15 protein-coding genes are annotated in these 14,026 nt (G+C 61.6%); 12 read left to right on the top strand and 3 right to left on the bottom strand.

Going from position 1 to position 14,026, the window contains the following annotated elements; translation table 11 throughout:
• Positions 1-4: 4 nt before the first annotated feature.
• The 6 genes from KH208_RS03265 to fliQ all read left to right on the top strand — a co-directional run bounded on the left by KH208_RS03265 (position 5) and on the right by fliQ (position 3,887).
• Positions 5-721, top strand: coding sequence for a YggS family pyridoxal phosphate-dependent enzyme (locus KH208_RS03265; RefSeq protein WP_291433783.1), 717 nt, complete (start codon positions 5-7; stop codon positions 719-721).
• A gap of 84 nt (positions 722-805) precedes the next feature.
• Positions 806-1,459 carry a flagellar basal body-associated protein FliL gene (fliL, locus tag KH208_RS03260; RefSeq protein ID WP_291433781.1) on the top strand — a complete coding sequence of 218 codons (654 nt, stop codon included), beginning with the start codon at positions 806-808 and terminating at the stop codon, positions 1,457-1,459.
• Between the two features lie 213 nt (positions 1,460-1,672).
• Entirely contained in the window at positions 1,673-2,257 is a 585-nt protein-coding gene (fliN, locus tag KH208_RS03255) for a flagellar motor switch protein FliN (RefSeq protein ID WP_062251244.1), read from the top strand.
• Positions 2,258-2,264: 7 nt separating this feature from the next.
• Positions 2,265-2,885, top strand: a complete 621-nt coding sequence (gene fliO / locus KH208_RS03250; RefSeq protein WP_367114936.1) for a flagellar biosynthetic protein FliO — start codon at positions 2,265-2,267, stop codon at positions 2,883-2,885.
• The gene (gene fliP / locus KH208_RS03245) at positions 2,794-3,591 is read left to right on the top strand and encodes a flagellar type III secretion system pore protein FliP (protein ID WP_291433778.1); all 798 of its coding nucleotides are present in this window, start codon (positions 2,794-2,796) and stop codon (positions 3,589-3,591) included. The genes fliO and fliP overlap by 92 nt, the downstream gene beginning before the upstream one ends.
• A 26-nt stretch (positions 3,592-3,617) precedes the next feature.
• Entirely contained in the window at positions 3,618-3,887 is a 270-nt protein-coding gene (gene fliQ, locus KH208_RS03240) for a flagellar biosynthesis protein FliQ (RefSeq protein ID WP_008683600.1), read from the top strand.
• Positions 3,888-3,924: 37 nt separating this feature from the next.
• On the opposite strand, the gene KH208_RS03235 is transcribed toward fliQ, so the two are convergent.
• Positions 3,925-4,494, bottom strand: a complete 570-nt coding sequence (locus KH208_RS03235) for a GNAT family N-acetyltransferase (RefSeq protein WP_291433776.1) — start codon at positions 4,492-4,494, stop codon at positions 3,925-3,927.
• A gap of 637 nt (positions 4,495-5,131) precedes the next feature.
• On the opposite strand from KH208_RS03235, the gene KH208_RS03230 reads away from it, so the two are divergent.
• The 4 genes from KH208_RS03230 to KH208_RS03215 all read left to right on the top strand — a co-directional run bounded on the left by KH208_RS03230 (position 5,132) and on the right by KH208_RS03215 (position 9,965).
• The gene (locus tag KH208_RS03230) at positions 5,132-5,383 is read left to right on the top strand and encodes a hypothetical protein (RefSeq protein ID WP_291433774.1); all 252 of its coding nucleotides are present in this window, start codon (positions 5,132-5,134) and stop codon (positions 5,381-5,383) included.
• A gap of 537 nt (positions 5,384-5,920) precedes the next feature.
• Complete coding sequence (locus KH208_RS03225; RefSeq protein ID WP_291433773.1) at positions 5,921-7,273, top strand: sigma 54-interacting transcriptional regulator; 1,353 nt, start codon at positions 5,921-5,923, stop codon at positions 7,271-7,273.
• A 271-nt stretch (positions 7,274-7,544) separates the two neighbouring features.
• Positions 7,545-8,531: a carbon-nitrogen hydrolase family protein gene (locus KH208_RS03220; RefSeq protein WP_291433772.1), complete on the top strand. Its 987-nt coding sequence runs from the start codon at positions 7,545-7,547 to the stop codon at positions 8,529-8,531.
• 201 nt (positions 8,532-8,732) lie between these two features.
• A complete protein-coding gene (locus KH208_RS03215) occupies positions 8,733-9,965 on the top strand; it encodes an OFA family MFS transporter (protein WP_291433770.1) in 1,233 nt (410 codons plus the stop codon).
• Between the two features lie 501 nt (positions 9,966-10,466).
• Here the strand turns inward: KH208_RS03215 and KH208_RS03210 are convergent.
• Positions 10,467-10,739: a hypothetical protein gene (locus KH208_RS03210; RefSeq protein WP_291433768.1), complete on the bottom strand. Its 273-nt coding sequence runs from the start codon at positions 10,737-10,739 to the stop codon at positions 10,467-10,469.
• 23 nt (positions 10,740-10,762) lie between these two features.
• Between KH208_RS03210 and KH208_RS03205 the strand changes: the two genes are divergently transcribed.
• Positions 10,763-10,981 (top strand): hypothetical protein, encoded by a 219-nt coding sequence (locus tag KH208_RS03205; RefSeq protein ID WP_291433767.1) that lies wholly within the window; start codon positions 10,763-10,765, stop codon positions 10,979-10,981.
• A gap of 169 nt (positions 10,982-11,150) precedes the next feature.
• On the opposite strand, the gene KH208_RS03200 is transcribed toward KH208_RS03205, so the two are convergent.
• Positions 11,151-11,945 (bottom strand): RNA methyltransferase, encoded by a 795-nt coding sequence (locus KH208_RS03200; protein WP_291433766.1) that lies wholly within the window; start codon positions 11,943-11,945, stop codon positions 11,151-11,153.
• Positions 11,946-12,086: 141 nt separating this feature from the next.
• On the opposite strand from KH208_RS03200, the gene KH208_RS03195 reads away from it, so the two are divergent.
• Entirely contained in the window at positions 12,087-13,748 is a 1,662-nt protein-coding gene (locus tag KH208_RS03195; RefSeq protein ID WP_291433765.1) for a lytic transglycosylase domain-containing protein, read from the top strand.
• Positions 13,749-14,026: the final 278 nt, after the last annotated feature.

Here is a 14,026-nt window from a genome sequence, read left to right as displayed (position 1 = left end):
CGGCATGAATACCGACGTATTGCGCGAGCGTTATGCGCGTGTTCTGGAGCGGCTGGACGCGGCCTGCGCGGCCGCGGGCCGAGGGCGGGACGACGTGGTCCTGATCGCGGTGTCCAAGCTGCATCCGGCCGCTGACGTGGCCGCTGTGGCCCGTGCCGGGCAGTTGGATTTCGGCGAGAATTACGTGCAGGAGGCCCTGCAGAAACGCGAGGAACTGGCGGGCGAGCCCGCCTGCCGGAACGTGCGCTGGCATATGATCGGGCACGTTCAGAGCCGCAAGGCCGCCCAGGTGGCCGGTGCCTTCGCCCTGATCCATACCCTGGATTCACGCAAGCTGGCCGACGGCCTGGAACGGCGTCTGGCCGTTCTGGAAGCGCGCCAGCCGGTGCTCATGGAAGTCAACGTGGCCGCCGAGCCGCAGAAATCCGGCATCATGGCTGAAGATCTGCCCGCTCTGGCCGATTATATAGTGGAGAGCTGCCCGCATCTGGAACTGCGCGGCCTGATGTGTCTGCCGCCGGTCTTCGACGCGGGCGAAGCGGCACGGCCGCACTTCGCGCGTCTGCGCGTCCTGTGCGAGGAATTGCGCGCGCGTCTGGGCCTGCCTCTGCCCGAGCTTTCCATGGGCATGAGCGGGGATTTTGAGGCGGCGGTGGCCGAAGGCGCCACCCTGGTGCGCATCGGCACGGATATTTTCGGGCCGCGCCCGCCCAGGACATAGATGTTTGGCATAAAGCCTGCATGATTCAGACCGCCCCGGTCCTGAGCCGTCAGGCCGGTTTCAACCCGTCCGGAGTAAGTATATATGGCAGCCAAGGATAGCGGCAGGGAAGCCCCGGCCCTGCCGGAAGGGCAGGCCGAAAAGCCCAAGAAGAAATCCAAAGCCAAGCGCCTCGTCATTCTTTTGGCGATTCTGCTGATGACCCTCAGCGGCGCGGGCCTTGGCGCGTACTGGTGGCTGTATCTGCGCACGCCCGGCAGCAGCGCGGCCCACGCGCCGGCTCCGGCCAAGACGGAAGCCCCCGCTCCCCCGGCGGCAACAGGCGGCGCCTCGGCGCCGGTTTCGTCCGCGCCCGCGTCCGGAACCCCTGCCTCCGGCCCGGCCGGAAACGCGGCCGATGCGCCGCGCATCGAGCGCCAGAGCGATCTGCCCCGCAGCGCGGGTCTGGTTCTGCCTCTGCCGCCCATCACGGTTAACCTGTCGGACCCCGGCGGGCGGCGTTACCTCAAGCTGGGCATGGAAGTGGAAGTCAACGCCGACGTGTCGGAGGCGCTCAAGACCCAGAACGCGCGCATCCGCGACGCCGTCATCATGTTGCTGGCGGGCAAGAGTTTCGCGGACATTGCCACGCCCGACGGCAAGGTGTTGCTTAAGGCCGAAGTGGCGGCGCGGCTCAATCAGATTCTGGGCGCGCAACGCGTGATCCGGGTCTATTTTACGGATTTTGTGGTGGAATAAGCCCGCGCCGGTGCTTGTTCCGCGAGCGTATTTTGCGCTTGGACGTCTCGCGTAACGGCGAAATGAATTTGCCTTGCGATACGTTCGCGGCGCGGATTTTTCGCGAGAATCCGCACAGAGCGTTTGGATATTTTCAATGTCAGAGCGCTCTAAGCCGCTCCGGCGGGGCCGCAAACGCGGACTCTCGCGACGGAGCTGATAACGAGGTACGTCATGTCGCAGGACGATCAGGAAGCCTTGGCCGCGCAGTGGGCGGCACAGCTTGAGGAAGAAGAAGCCGGCCAGCCCGGCGGGGATGCCGGAGCGCCGGAGGCTGAGGCCGGGGACGCCGGAGCGGCCGCCGGGGATCAGGAGCGTTCGCCCGTGGACGACGAGACTCTGGCCGCGCAGTGGGCCGAAGCCCTGGCCGAGGATGAGGAAGACAAAAGCGGTCCGTCCACTTTCGGCGGCGCGGGCGCGGGAGGCGGCGGCCAGACCACGGACGCCCACTTCAAGGATATGACCGAGATGTCCCGCCAGCCCAGGGACAATAAGCTCAAACGCGAGCTGGATTTCATCCTGGACATTCCGCTGGACGTCTCGGCGGAGCTGGGCCGTACCCGCCTGCTGATCAACGAACTGCTCCAGCTGGGTCAGGGCTCGGTGGTGGAGCTGAACAAGCTGGCTGGTGAGCCGCTGGAAGTCTATGTCAACGGCAAACTGGTGGCGCGCGGCGAGGCCGTGGTCATCAACGAGAAATTCGGCGTGCGCCTGACCGACATCATCAGTCCCATTGAGCGGGTGAAGCAGCTTGGCTAGCCGGTATGTGTCAGTGGCGGTCGCCGCGGCTGCCCCGGGCCTTTCGGGCCAGGCGGTGCGCGGCGTGGTGGACGGCGCCACAGCGGTTCCGCAGCCCATGAGCCTGGAGGACGCGGTCCGGACCGCCGGGGAGCATGTGCTGCGCGGTCTGGAGCAGGCGGGCCGGATCATGGGCCAGGCCGTGGAGCGCGCGACGGATCATGCCGCGAATCTTGCCGCGAATCAGGCCGCTGCGGGCGGTCACGTCTCCAGCCTCGGCCAGACCTCGTTCAGTTGGGGCGGCTATCTGCAGGCCGTGGGCATTCTTTTTCTGTTGCTGGCCGTGCTCTGGCTGTTGGTCTGGCTGGTGCGGCGCTACGGGCGGTTCAATTTTCTGCCGCGTCCGGGAGCCCTGCCGCGCGGCGCGCTGGTCATGGAGGCCCAGATGCCGCTGGGACCGCGCAAAGGACTTATGGTGGTACGTTTCTTGAATAGAAGGTTGCTGCTGGGGGTTACGGACCAGCAGATCACCCTTCTGACGGAGGAAGACGCGCACCATGAGCCGCACGACGCAGATTTTCACGAGATCATGGAGGAAGCCCGGCGCGGCGGGCCTGCTGGCGGCAAGCCTGCTGATCCTGCTGCCTGACTTGGCTTTCGCGGCGCAGGATCTCAGCCTACCCGCCATGTCGCTCACGCTGTCCGGCGGCGCGCCGGAACCGGCGAAAGTCTCGGTGCTGCTGGAAATCCTCTTTCTGCTCACCGTGCTCTCCGTGGCCCCGGCCATCATGCTCACGGTCACCAGCTTCACCCGCATCATCATCGTCTTCAGCTTTCTGCGCCAGGCCATGGGCGTGCAGCAGCTGCCGCCCACCCAGATCCTTGCCAGCCTCGCCATTTTTATGACGGTGGTCATCATGTTTCCGGTGGGCAAGCAGATCAACGATCAGGCCCTGCAACCCTATCTTAACGAGCAGATCGACTATAAAGTGGCGCTGGACCGAGCCCAGGCCCCGTTGCGCGCCTTCATGTTCAAGCACACCCGCGAGAAGGATCTCTCGGTCTTCTATGCCATCACCCAGATGGAACTGCCCAAGAACAAGGAAGAAGTGCCCACCATGCTGCTGGCCGCGGCCTACGTGATCAGCGAGCTCAAAACGGCCTTCACCATCGGATTTCTGATCTATATTCCCTTTCTTGTGCTGGATATGGTCATTTCCAGCGTACTGCTGGCCATGGGCATGATGATGCTGCCGCCCATGATGGTTTCCATGCCCTTCAAGCTCCTGCTCTTTGTGATGGTGGACGGCTGGAATTTGCTGGTGGGCTCGCTGGTCAACAGTTTTCTGCTTTAATTTCCGCTCCCGAGGAGGGCAGCCAGATGTCTCCTGATTTCGTCATCGGTTTCGGCCGCCAGGCCATTGAACTCTGTCTGATGATGGCCCTGCCCATGCTGGGCGTGGGCCTGGGCGTGGGCGTGGTGGTCAGCGTGATCCAGGCGGCCACCCAGATTCAGGAAATGACCCTGACCTTCATCCCCAAAATCGTCTGCATGTTCATTGCCCTGCTGCTGGCTCTGCCCTGGCTCATGGAGCGGATGATCACCTTCACCCGCGACGTGTTCATCAACATCCCCACTTATGTGAGATAATTCGGGCGGGTGCGCGGCGGCGTCTATCCGGGCAGGCTTACGGACGCGTGTTCAGGATCTGTTGCAGCCGCTCCGCACTGATCCGCTCCACAGGCAAAATCGGCTGCGGATCGGCGTCATGGGGAGCGAGGTCTTTTGTATACCAGGCAACGTCGTGCCATGTGCCGCCTTTGAAACCGGCCTTGCGCTGGATTGTGAGCGTCTGGAAGCCCAGAGAGGCGTGCAGCCGCTCACTTTTGCGGTTGGGAAGCGTGACCAGGGCATATGCCGTTCTGACGCCCTGCAAAAGCAGAATGTCCAGCAGCATGCGGTACAACCGCGCGCCGATGCCCCGCGAGGTCGCGGCGGGATCAAGATACACGGATAGCTCCGCGTTCCACTGATAGGCCTCGCGCTCCGCCTGCCTGTGGGCGTAAGCGTAGCCGAGCGTTCCGCCGTCTTCCTCACAGATCAGATATGGATATTGCGCTGAAACAGCGCCGATACGTGCAGCGAATTCGTCCCTTGAAGGCAGGGCGTACTCAAAGGTCACCGGAGTGTCGATGTATTGCGCGTAAATGCGCAGCAGGGCCGCGCTGTCTCGGGGCCGCGCCCGGCGGACGTTCATGCTTGCTCCCTGTTGGCGGTCTTGACGTCAGAGCCTTTTCACATCGAGATGCGCATCTGCGTTATCAGCGGAGCGAATCGGCGCCCACGGATGGCGCAGCCGATCGTGGCGCTTTTCCTGCACTCCAGGCTGTTTTTTATGATGGCGGGCGGCTGAAATTCGTTTACGGTCCGCCGGTGAAAAGCCGTCCTTCACTGTGGCCTGACCAGCACTACTTCCAACCGTATATGCTGATCAACTCCTTTGTGGAGGCGGCGGCCGCAACGCGGACCGGGATAACAGACAGGTCCGGAGCTGTGGCTGAGGTGTCCGGCCCGTGCCGCAACCGCTGTTTCAGAAGGACCCGGCTTCGGAAAGGAGGTGCAAAGCAATTCCGCTTTGAAGTTAGCCCGCCAATTTCAGCAAGCCCAAGAATGCCTGGTTATCATGCAATGGAGCTATCTTAATGGATATCCTTATGTTGTGTCATCCACCAAAATCCACAAAGGTCGTTGGCAGACCGTTGGCAGGTTTTGGTATGCCAGGCCTGTTGATTACGGCTTTTCTCAAGGCCGGGCAGTGCAATCCGCTGCCTTGAGAAACTGAGAGAGCTAGCCCCTCCCCTCCCCGCAATAATCTTGAAATCCCTTGAGAGCCAATGGGATTTCAAGATTATGTCGGCAACAGCCAGTCCGACCGTACCAAAAAACACCACACTGGAGATGATCGGATGAAGCTGATTGACATATTTATGCGGCGTGTGAACGGTAGAGGCAAGGTCCAAAAGCGCTCGGACAGCGGCGGACTGTTCCTGTACCTCACGCCCACGGGCAAGCAGTCCCGGCGGCAGGCAAAAGAGCCTGCGACGGAAGCGGCCCGCAATTCCTTTGAAGAGATCGTGCGGGGATGACGCGCCAAAGCATTCGCCGCAGTGGGCTCGCGCCTACAAGCAAGCGGTCATCCGCATTATGAGAAACCTCTTCGCTTACATCGGCAAGCGCCTTATCAACGCCACCACGCCGAAAAAACTGCTTGCCGTTCTCCGGCGCGCGAGAGAACGGGGCACATTGAGCGTTGCTCATGAGGCCCTGCGCCATATCGGACGGATTTTCCGTTACGCCGTCATCGCCGGCAGGGTCCCACCGCCGTCCTGGCAAGACTTCCCGTGCCTGCGGGGCGGGATATCTCTATGTTCCGGGCCGGCGCTTTTTCCTGAATTCATCTGATTGCCTGCCCTGGCCCAGCCTGTGCAACCTGTGGACGTATACTCCGGTATAGTATAGATTCATATAGTGGCTTGTTCCCTTTATGCCGTTCACGTTCGGTCATGGTGACGGCATATGCAACAGGTCGCAGGCCCGGGTTCGTCCGTTTTTTCATACGCCTTTGCTCCGGACTGGCGGGGACGCCCGGCGCGAATGCTTTCCCGCGAACAAGGTGGCAAGCGATGAAACCAGTCCATATCTCCGAACGGATCGACTTACCGACCCTGTACCTTTTGCTGACCGGACGCGAATTTTTTCCGAACGCCTCCGGCAACGCCATCAACAGTATTTATATTGCGGACAGTCACGGCGACACGCTCTGGGTGAGCAGCGGCTGCGAACAGCTCTGGGGCTATACCGCTCAGGAGTTGTATGGGAAAAACGTCGTTGATCTGGAAAGGAAAGGCGTCTGGAAACCTTCCGGGGTCCGGAAAGTCCTGGAAGCCCGCAAGCGCGTCGCAGTCGCGCAGGAAACCGCTGTCGGGCGGCACCTGCATATCGTCGGAACGCCCATCTTTGACGGCAAGGGCAACCTCAACAGGGTCGTCAACAGCGCTATGGACGTCAGCCGACGCGACAGGCAGGCCGGGGAAGGACAGGATTTTTTCTTCCAGAGCGAGGCGATGCGCGAGGTCAACAGGTTGATCGACAGGGTCGCCCCCCTGGACGTCAGCGTGCTGGTGACCGGTGAATCGGGCACGGGCAAGGATATTGTCGCGCGTCGGATACACAGGCTGCGCAGTCCGGATAAAGCCTTCGTCAAGGTGGATTGCGGAGCCATCTCCACCAATCTGTTGGAATCGGAACTGTTTGGATACGAGCCGGGTGCCTTCTCCGGGGCGGAGCGGAGCGGGAAAAAAGGCCTTGTGGAAGCCGCCGGGGACGGTACCCTCTTTCTGGACGAGATCGGCGAAATCCCCCTTTCCCTGCAAAGCAAATTTCTGCGCCTCGTCCAGGACAAAACCTACCTGAAGGTAGGGGGCTTCAAGGAACGCCGGCTGAACGCCCGCATCATTGCCGCAACCCATCGCGACTTGGCGAAAATGGTGGAAGACAAGGAGTTTCGGCTGGACCTGTACTTCCGGCTGACCACGCTGCCCATCCACCTGCCGCCCCTACGGACGCGCAGGAGCGACATCCCGGCTCTTGTAGACTATGTCCGCGCCCGCTTCGAGAGGCGTTTCGGCTATTCCCGGCAATTCAACGCGCGGGCTCTCGCCTGTTTGGCGAACTATCCCTGGCCCGGCAACATCCGTGAACTGGAAAACATCGTGGAACGCATGCTGCTGACAGCCGAGACAAACACTATCGATGCCTGCGACCTGCCCGGCGCCATCAGCGGGGAGAGCTACGAGAAAGGCGTGGACCTCGGCGGCGTGATGCCGCTCAAGGACTGCCTGCGCCTGACAGAGGAAAACCTTCTCCAGATGGCCTGGAGGAAATACAGAACCACAACAGGCGTCGCCAGGGCCCTGGGCATAGACCAGTCCACGGCCAGCCGCAAGCTCCGTAAAATTGGGGGGCCTATGCGCTAGCGCATAGTCTGTCCGCCCCCGGTATGCCGCATTGCATACCGGACTCATTCCATCCGCCCTTCCGGCGCAAAGACCACTCTCCGTAATTACGCTCCATTCAAAGGCTCACGACCAGGTGCCGCGCGACGCATGCCCTTGGCATGCGTTTTGCGATTATGGAAAACGTTTGCCGCAGATGAAGGCGATCCACGCCTGAAATCCGGCAAGCGCCTGTTTCCATGAACGGCTCCGCATGGAGCGAATTGCCGTACCCCGAAAGGAGGCTTTGAGCATGAAAGAAAAAACCGTAAAGGTAGCCGTCATCCAGGCCGCCCCCTGCATGTTTGACACTCCCGGCACCATAAAAAAGGCCTGTGAACTGATTGAAAAGGCCGCAGCCAACGGCGTGAAGCTGATGCTTTTCCCGGAAGCCTTCATAGGCGGTTACCCCAAGGGCATGCACCTGGGGGTGCGGGTGGGCATACGCACTCCTGAAGGACGCAAGGATTTTCGCAGATATTATGAAAACGCCATCTGCATCCCGGGCCCGGAAACCGACGCCCTGGCCGCGGCGGCCGCCAAGGCCGGAGCGTATGTGGTCAGCGGCGTCATCGAACGGGAGGAAAACACCTCCACCCTTTACTGCACCGCGCTCTTCATCGGTCCCGACGGCAAGGTTCTGGGCAAACACCGCAAGCTCGTCCCAACGGCCGCCGAACGGCTGATCTGGGGCAGCGGCGACGGCAGCACCCTGCCGGTTTTCACAACGCCTTTCGGCAAGATCGGCGCGGTGATATGCTGGGAAAACTACATGCCGCTCCTACGGGCCGCCATGTACGGCAAGGGACTGGACATCTACCTCGCCCCTACCTTTGACGCCCGCGAGAGCTGGCAGATATCCATGCGCCACATCGCCCTGGAAAGTCATTGCTTTGTGATGACCTGCAATCAGTTCCTGCCCAAGAGCGCTTTCCCCACCGACCTGCTGTGTTACGACGAACTGGCCGGACAGCCGGATATTCTGCATCGCGGCGGCAGCGCCGTCATCAACCCCTTCGGCGAATACCTCGGCGGCCCTATCTGGGATGAGGAAGGTATTGCCTACGCGGAACTCGACATGGGGCAGATCCGGGAAGCCAAGTTCGATTTCGACGTGACCGGTCACTACACGCGCCCCGACGTCATGCGTCTGTTCGTAAGCGAGCGGGAACAGTCCTCGTTCAACTACGAAAACATGCCCGACTGTGTTTTTTTCGAAGAAGAATGTGAAGAGGAATAAGCAACCCTGCCGGCAAGGGCGTTTCCTTCGGCCTTGCCGGCATTGTTCGCAACGCCGCCATTGCTGGATGCACCGGCCGCTGCGGCGGGCATGCCGGCGCCGGTCCGGCCGGATGCGCGCAACCTCGGGGCAGGAGCACGCCGTCGGAAACGCCCTGAGTTTTTCGCGTCTCCGGATAACCGAGTGCAAGGAGGGATAGATATGGATCCGCAAAAACTTCCATATCCTCGCTGGATAATGCTGTTGCTGGGTTTTTTCATCAATGCGGCCGTGGGCATGACCACCTACGCCTGGAGCCTGTTCATCGCCCCGCTTCAGCAGGAATTCGGCTGGAACCGCACCGCCATCGCGCTGGCCTTTTCCATCTGCTGTCTTTGCTACGGCGCGGCCAGCTTCGTGGCCGGGCGCCTGACGGACCGTTACGGTCCCAAGATGGTGGTTTTCTTCGGAGGACTGCTCTTGGGATGCGGCTTCTTTCTGACGGGCTACATTCAGGAAAAATGGCAGCTGTACCTCACCTATGGCCTTATGTCCGGCTGCGGCGCGGGCCTGATTTATCTGCCGCCTGTGGGACTCGCCCCCAAATGGTGGCCCGACCGCAAGGCGTTGGCCACGGGCGTCATCGTTCTGGGATTGGGCGTCGGTTCTTCGCTGATGGCCCCGGTCTCCAACTGGATTATCGAAAACCTCAGCTGGCGCTATGTATTCCGTTATTGCGGCGTCATTATGGCCCTTATCTCCTGCCTGCCGGGGCTTCTGCTCACCGCCCCGCCAGCCGGCTGGACGCCTCGCGGCCGGCCGGACGCCGAGTTGGGCGGAGCAGGCGGCGAACCGGCACGATATCGGGATTACACGTATGAAGAGAGTATTCGCAGCAGACAGTTCTGGCTGCTGTATCTGACGTACTTCTTCACTGCTTCGGCGGGTCTTCTGGTCACGGGGCACATTGCGGCCTTCGGCACGGACTGCGGCCTCACTCCGGTGTTTGCCGCGGGTGCCGTCATGGCGCTGACCATAACCAACGCGGCCACACGGGTCGGTTCCGGATACTTTGCCGACCGTTTCGGCAGCAAACGCTATTTCACCATCATCTCCCTGATCCAGGGGGTCGCGCTCGGCGCGTTGTACTACACCGGCTCTAATCCGGCGCTGCTGTGGCTGACGGCGGCCATCATCGGCTGGAACTACGGAGCCATCTTCACCCTGTTTCCGGCCCTGTGCGCGCAATTTTTCGGTTCCCGCGCACAAAACTCCAATTACGGCCTGCTCTTCACCGCATGGGGTATCGCTGGCTTTTTCGGCCCCTTCTCCGGCGGCTTTCTCAGGGATATGACGGGCACATATATCACGCCCTTCATGATGGCCGCGGCCCTCGGCTTCCTGGCCTTGGTCCTGGTGCTCATAAACCGGCCGCCAGCCCAAAAAGAGGCGTAGCCTGGGGCGCTTCACCGAAAGAAGGCCGAGACGCTTGGGGCGGAGAGGCGCTTGGGGCGCAGGATACGTATCTTTCCGTATTTTCATTGCCGCCCGGCATAGCTATGCTTCTGCCAGAGCATTGCAACTTTGAAAGGCTCCGACGCCGTACACTGTGCGGCGCGCCACGAGGTGTGGATTCAGCCGAATCGACCGAAGGCGGTCCGGCGGCCGTCCTCGTCGGCGACACCGGAGCCATACGGGGATCGACAGTTGCGATAATCACGTTTTTCGGCTGAATGAGCCTTCGGAAAAAGCGAAGAGTTTCAAGGCAATTTGCTCTATGCCCGCTGGAATCCGGGAACTCCTCCCCGGCATTTTCCGGTCATCCCGCATCTGTCGGAAAGCGGGCCACATGAGCGCGGCAGGCGGCATGGCGAGGCGGCGGGCAAACAGATCCGCGTCAGCCTCGACCTGTACGCCAAGCTTTTTAATGTCTACGCGGCCTTGAGTTGGGGGACGCTAAAAAGAAAGCGTCGCGCTTTGAAGATTCCATTGCGAAGTATCTTTCCGACGTCCTGGAAGAGATGCAGGGCATTGCGGAGGGCTGCGGACGCCGTATTTTTTGAACAGTTTGACCAGCCGGGGGATGCCGGCCACCGTGCCGAATTCGCCGCGCGACATGAAGGACGGCGAGGGTCTGTTGAATCCGCCAAGCCACAGCGACTGGGCGTCAACGTCTACTCCGAGGTTAACGGCAATCTTTTTACCGGCAGGGAGATTGAGCTTACCCATGATTTCCTCCTGAGTTGTGCGTTATGGACGGCAACACGCTGCTGCCCGGCCGCCGGACCTTACTCTTCTTCCAATATGGCAATTTGTTAGCGTGCCGGACGACTTCAGAAAAGACGGAAACATACGTAATTCGCAAAACCACGCCGCCGGGCGGCGGTTCGCCACAGCGCCGTCAGACGGCAAACGCACTGAAGGTCTTATCTGAATGGGGTCGATATGATCAGAATACGCTCTATAAATAATTTCTAGATAGAATTTAGAAAGAATATACACTTTATATTGAGTAAAAAATAAAAGGAGGCCACTGTACAGGCCTCCTTTTTTAGTGTTTATTGGTACCGGTGTTTGTTTGAAAAAGGGTTTTTGAGCTGATTTTATTTCAGCTCTATAGTTTTTTGTCTCCCTGCCGAACTACACTACAGAGACCCGAGAGCGTGCCGCCGCGGCAAGGCCCAGCAGCACGGCTCCGGCCTGGGCCACGTTGAGGGAATCAAAAGGCCGGGCCAGCGGAATGCGCAGCATATGCGCGCAGCGTTTGGCCACGCCGGGCCGCAGGCCCTTGTCCTCATTGCCGAGCACCAGCACTGCGGGGAGGCGCATGCCGTCCGCAAAGGCGTCCAGGCTGTTGGGGCCGGGCGCGCCGCCCGCGCCGTAAATGGTCAGGCCCGCTTCCTCGGCGCTGTCCAGGGCGTGGGCCAGGTTGGTCACCTGGGCCACGGGCAGATGCTCCAGGGCCCCGGCGGCGGCCCGCCGGGCTGCGGGGCCCAGGTAGGCGCTGTTGTGCCGGGGCAGCAGCAGGCCCGCTCCGCCCAGGGCGTAGAGCGTGCGGCAGAGCGTGCCCACATTGCCGGGATCCTGCACCTGGTCCAGGGCCAGCAGCAGCGGCAGGGGCGCGTCGGGCACGGCGGCCAGCAATTCTTCCAGTCCGCGGAAGCCGGTAACGGCCAGGCGGGCCACCACCCCCTGGTGGGCCACGGCGTCACGCCCCTGGCGTGGGCCCCGGCAAAGGCGGTCCAGTGCCGCGCCGTCCACCAGGCTGAAGCGCACGCCGTTTTGACGGCAGAGGTTCTGCACCTCCCGCGCTTCAGGGCCGTGCAGGCCCTTTTTGCAGAAAACAAGGTCAACGCGCTGGGGCTCGGAGGCGAGCAGTTCCAGCACGGGTTTCAGCCCCGGCAAGAGCGGGGCGTCGTCGGAGTGATCATTCATGGCGTCTCCGGCGGGAGAATTTGACGGCCGCTGACGGGCGGCCAGGGTTGGAAGGGACGCCGCGAGGCGCGGCGCGCATTCCGGCCTGTGTACGCATCTTCCCGGTTGAAGGCAAGCCGGGCGGTAAACGGGAGTGAATATATGGCACAACATACAACAGGTTTTCGCGCGCCGGGGGCGTTCTGGCTGCTGGTCGCGGCTTTCTGCCTGCTGCTGGCGGGCGGCTGCGCCACGCGCCAGGGCAAAGGGCCGGAGGTTTCCACCCCGTCCCTCATGCTGCCCGACGACGAAAGCGCTTCCCCTTTAACCCGGACTGAACTGGCGGCCCTCAAGTCCACAGGGCAGATCGACAAGAACGTGCCTGCCGACGCCATGCCGGACGTGGCCCGCCAATACAAATATTTCCTGCGTAAAGGCCGCAACACCATGAGCGTGTTTTCCAAGCGCTCCGAACAGTATCTGGCTTATGCCCGCAAGGTTTTCCGCTCGCGGGGCATGCCCGACGAGCTGGCCTATCTGGCTATTGTGGAAAGCGGCTACCGGGCTGACGCCAAATCTCCGGCGGGTGCCGCCGGGGCCTGGCAATTCATGCCCTATACCGGCATGAAATACGGCTTGAATCAGGACTGGTGGATGGACGAGCGCCTGGACCCCTACAAGGCCACGGAGGCCGCCGCCGATTATCTGCAGAAACTCCACGGCGATTTCGGGGACTGGCCCACGGCCATCGCGGCCTACAATGCCGGTGAAGGCAAGATGAGCCGCGCCAAGCAGGGCACCGGCGGCCGTGACTTCTTTGAGGTCAAGGCCCGCAACCACAAGCTGGACGACAAGGCCCAGTTGCGGGAAGAAACCAAACAATACGTGCCCCGATTTTTGGCCGTGGCAAAAATTATGCGCAACCTGCCTCAACTGGGTTTTGAACCCATTCATCCGGACAAGGCCCCCGGCGTGCTGCGCTTCACGGCCCGGCCCGGCACGGATCTGATGGCTTTTTCCAGCGCCTGCCGTTTGAGCTGGGAAGAGTTTCGCGACTACAACCCGCACCACAAGCGGCCCATCACCTCCACGGAGCGTGCTTCTTTCGTCTACGTCCCGGCCCGGTACGAACGGGAGGCCACGGCTTTTCTGCGCTCGCCCCAGGCCAATGCCTACGCGGACTGGCGTCCGGTCAAGGTGGCCACCTCGGCGGACTCCTGGGACAAGATCAGCCGCCGCTGCAATGTGCCCGTGGCCCGTTTGAAAGCGGCCAATCCAGGCAATGACCGGCTCCGGGCCGGGGAAATGGTGCTGGTGCCCCGTTCAGTGAACATGTCGGCCACGGCTGTGGCCGCCCTGGACTCGAGAGACGCCAGAGGTTCCGGGGAGGCGCGGCAGGGCAAAAAAGAGCGCCTGAAACCCGGCGGCGACCGCCGCGCCCCGGCGCGCGCCACGGAAGTGGCCGTCGGCGGCAGCCATAAGCTGCAAGCCGACGAAACCCTCTATGCCGTGGCCCGCAAATACAATGTGAGCCTCAAGGATTTGCAGGATTGCAATCAGATCGACAATCCCAACAAGGTCCGCGCGGGCTGCGTCCTGCGCATTCCTGGCAAGGCCGTGGCCCAGGCCGCGCCGTCTTCCGGCGGCTCCAGCGGCCGCGTGGGCAAGCCCGGCCGCAAGGCCACCTATACGGTGCAGGCCAAGGACAGTCTCTGGAATATAGCGCGCAAACACAATGTCAGCGTGGACGATCTCAAACGCTGGAACAATGTGGACGAGAAAAGCCTGCGGGCCGGAGCCAAACTGGTAGTGAACCTGGACTAGCTATCCGAGCCCGCGAGCCCTTTCCGTGCGCGGTTTTTCGGGGCTTTTCGGGTTGCCGAACGACTTTTTTGCAAAAAGTCGTTGACAGATGAGGGGCGGATGGATATCTTCCACTTCCCGCGACTGAACAACACCTTTGGGCCTTTTGGAGCCCCGGCGAAAAAACTTCGCCGGAACGAAAAAAAGTTGTTGACACGGTCAAGGGTATGGTGCATAAATCTGCACCGCGCCGCCGAGAAGGGCGGCAGGGGGCGGAGGCCCTCGGGTGGTTCATTGAC

The sequence above is a fragment of the Desulfovibrio sp. genome (assembly GCF_018379785.1).
Lineage (GTDB): Bacteria > Desulfobacterota > Desulfovibrionia > Desulfovibrionales > Desulfovibrionaceae > Desulfovibrio.
The sequence above is the reverse complement of the archived record's forward strand: the minus strand, read 5'-3'. Positions and strand labels throughout refer to the sequence as shown.

Coding starts and splice junctions, on each gene's coding strand:
- KH208_RS03195 (WP_291433765.1), top strand. CDS start 12,087: ATGGCACAACATACAACAGGTTTTCGCGCGCCGGGGGCGTTCTGGCTG.
- KH208_RS03215 (WP_291433770.1), top strand. CDS start 8,733: ATGGATCCGCAAAAACTTCCATATCCTCGCTGGATAATGCTGTTGCTG.
- KH208_RS03200 (WP_291433766.1), bottom strand. CDS start 11,945: ATGAATGATCACTCCGACGACGCCCCGCTCTTGCCGGGGCTGAAACCC.
- KH208_RS03205 (WP_291433767.1), top strand. CDS start 10,763: ATGGACGGCAACACGCTGCTGCCCGGCCGCCGGACCTTACTCTTCTTC.
- fliL (WP_291433781.1), top strand. CDS start 806: ATGGCAGCCAAGGATAGCGGCAGGGAAGCCCCGGCCCTGCCGGAAGGG.
- KH208_RS03265 (WP_291433783.1), top strand. CDS start 5: ATGAATACCGACGTATTGCGCGAGCGTTATGCGCGTGTTCTGGAGCGG.
- fliN (WP_062251244.1), top strand. CDS start 1,673: ATGTCGCAGGACGATCAGGAAGCCTTGGCCGCGCAGTGGGCGGCACAG.
- fliQ (WP_008683600.1), top strand. CDS start 3,618: ATGTCTCCTGATTTCGTCATCGGTTTCGGCCGCCAGGCCATTGAACTC.
- KH208_RS03230 (WP_291433774.1), top strand. CDS start 5,132: ATGGGATTTCAAGATTATGTCGGCAACAGCCAGTCCGACCGTACCAAA.
- KH208_RS03220 (WP_291433772.1), top strand. CDS start 7,545: ATGAAAGAAAAAACCGTAAAGGTAGCCGTCATCCAGGCCGCCCCCTGC.
- KH208_RS03210 (WP_291433768.1), bottom strand. CDS start 10,739: ATGGGTAAGCTCAATCTCCCTGCCGGTAAAAAGATTGCCGTTAACCTC.
- KH208_RS03225 (WP_291433773.1), top strand. CDS start 5,921: ATGAAACCAGTCCATATCTCCGAACGGATCGACTTACCGACCCTGTAC.
- KH208_RS03235 (WP_291433776.1), bottom strand. CDS start 4,494: ATGAACGTCCGCCGGGCGCGGCCCCGAGACAGCGCGGCCCTGCTGCGC.
- fliP (WP_291433778.1), top strand. CDS start 2,794: ATGAGCCGCACGACGCAGATTTTCACGAGATCATGGAGGAAGCCCGGC.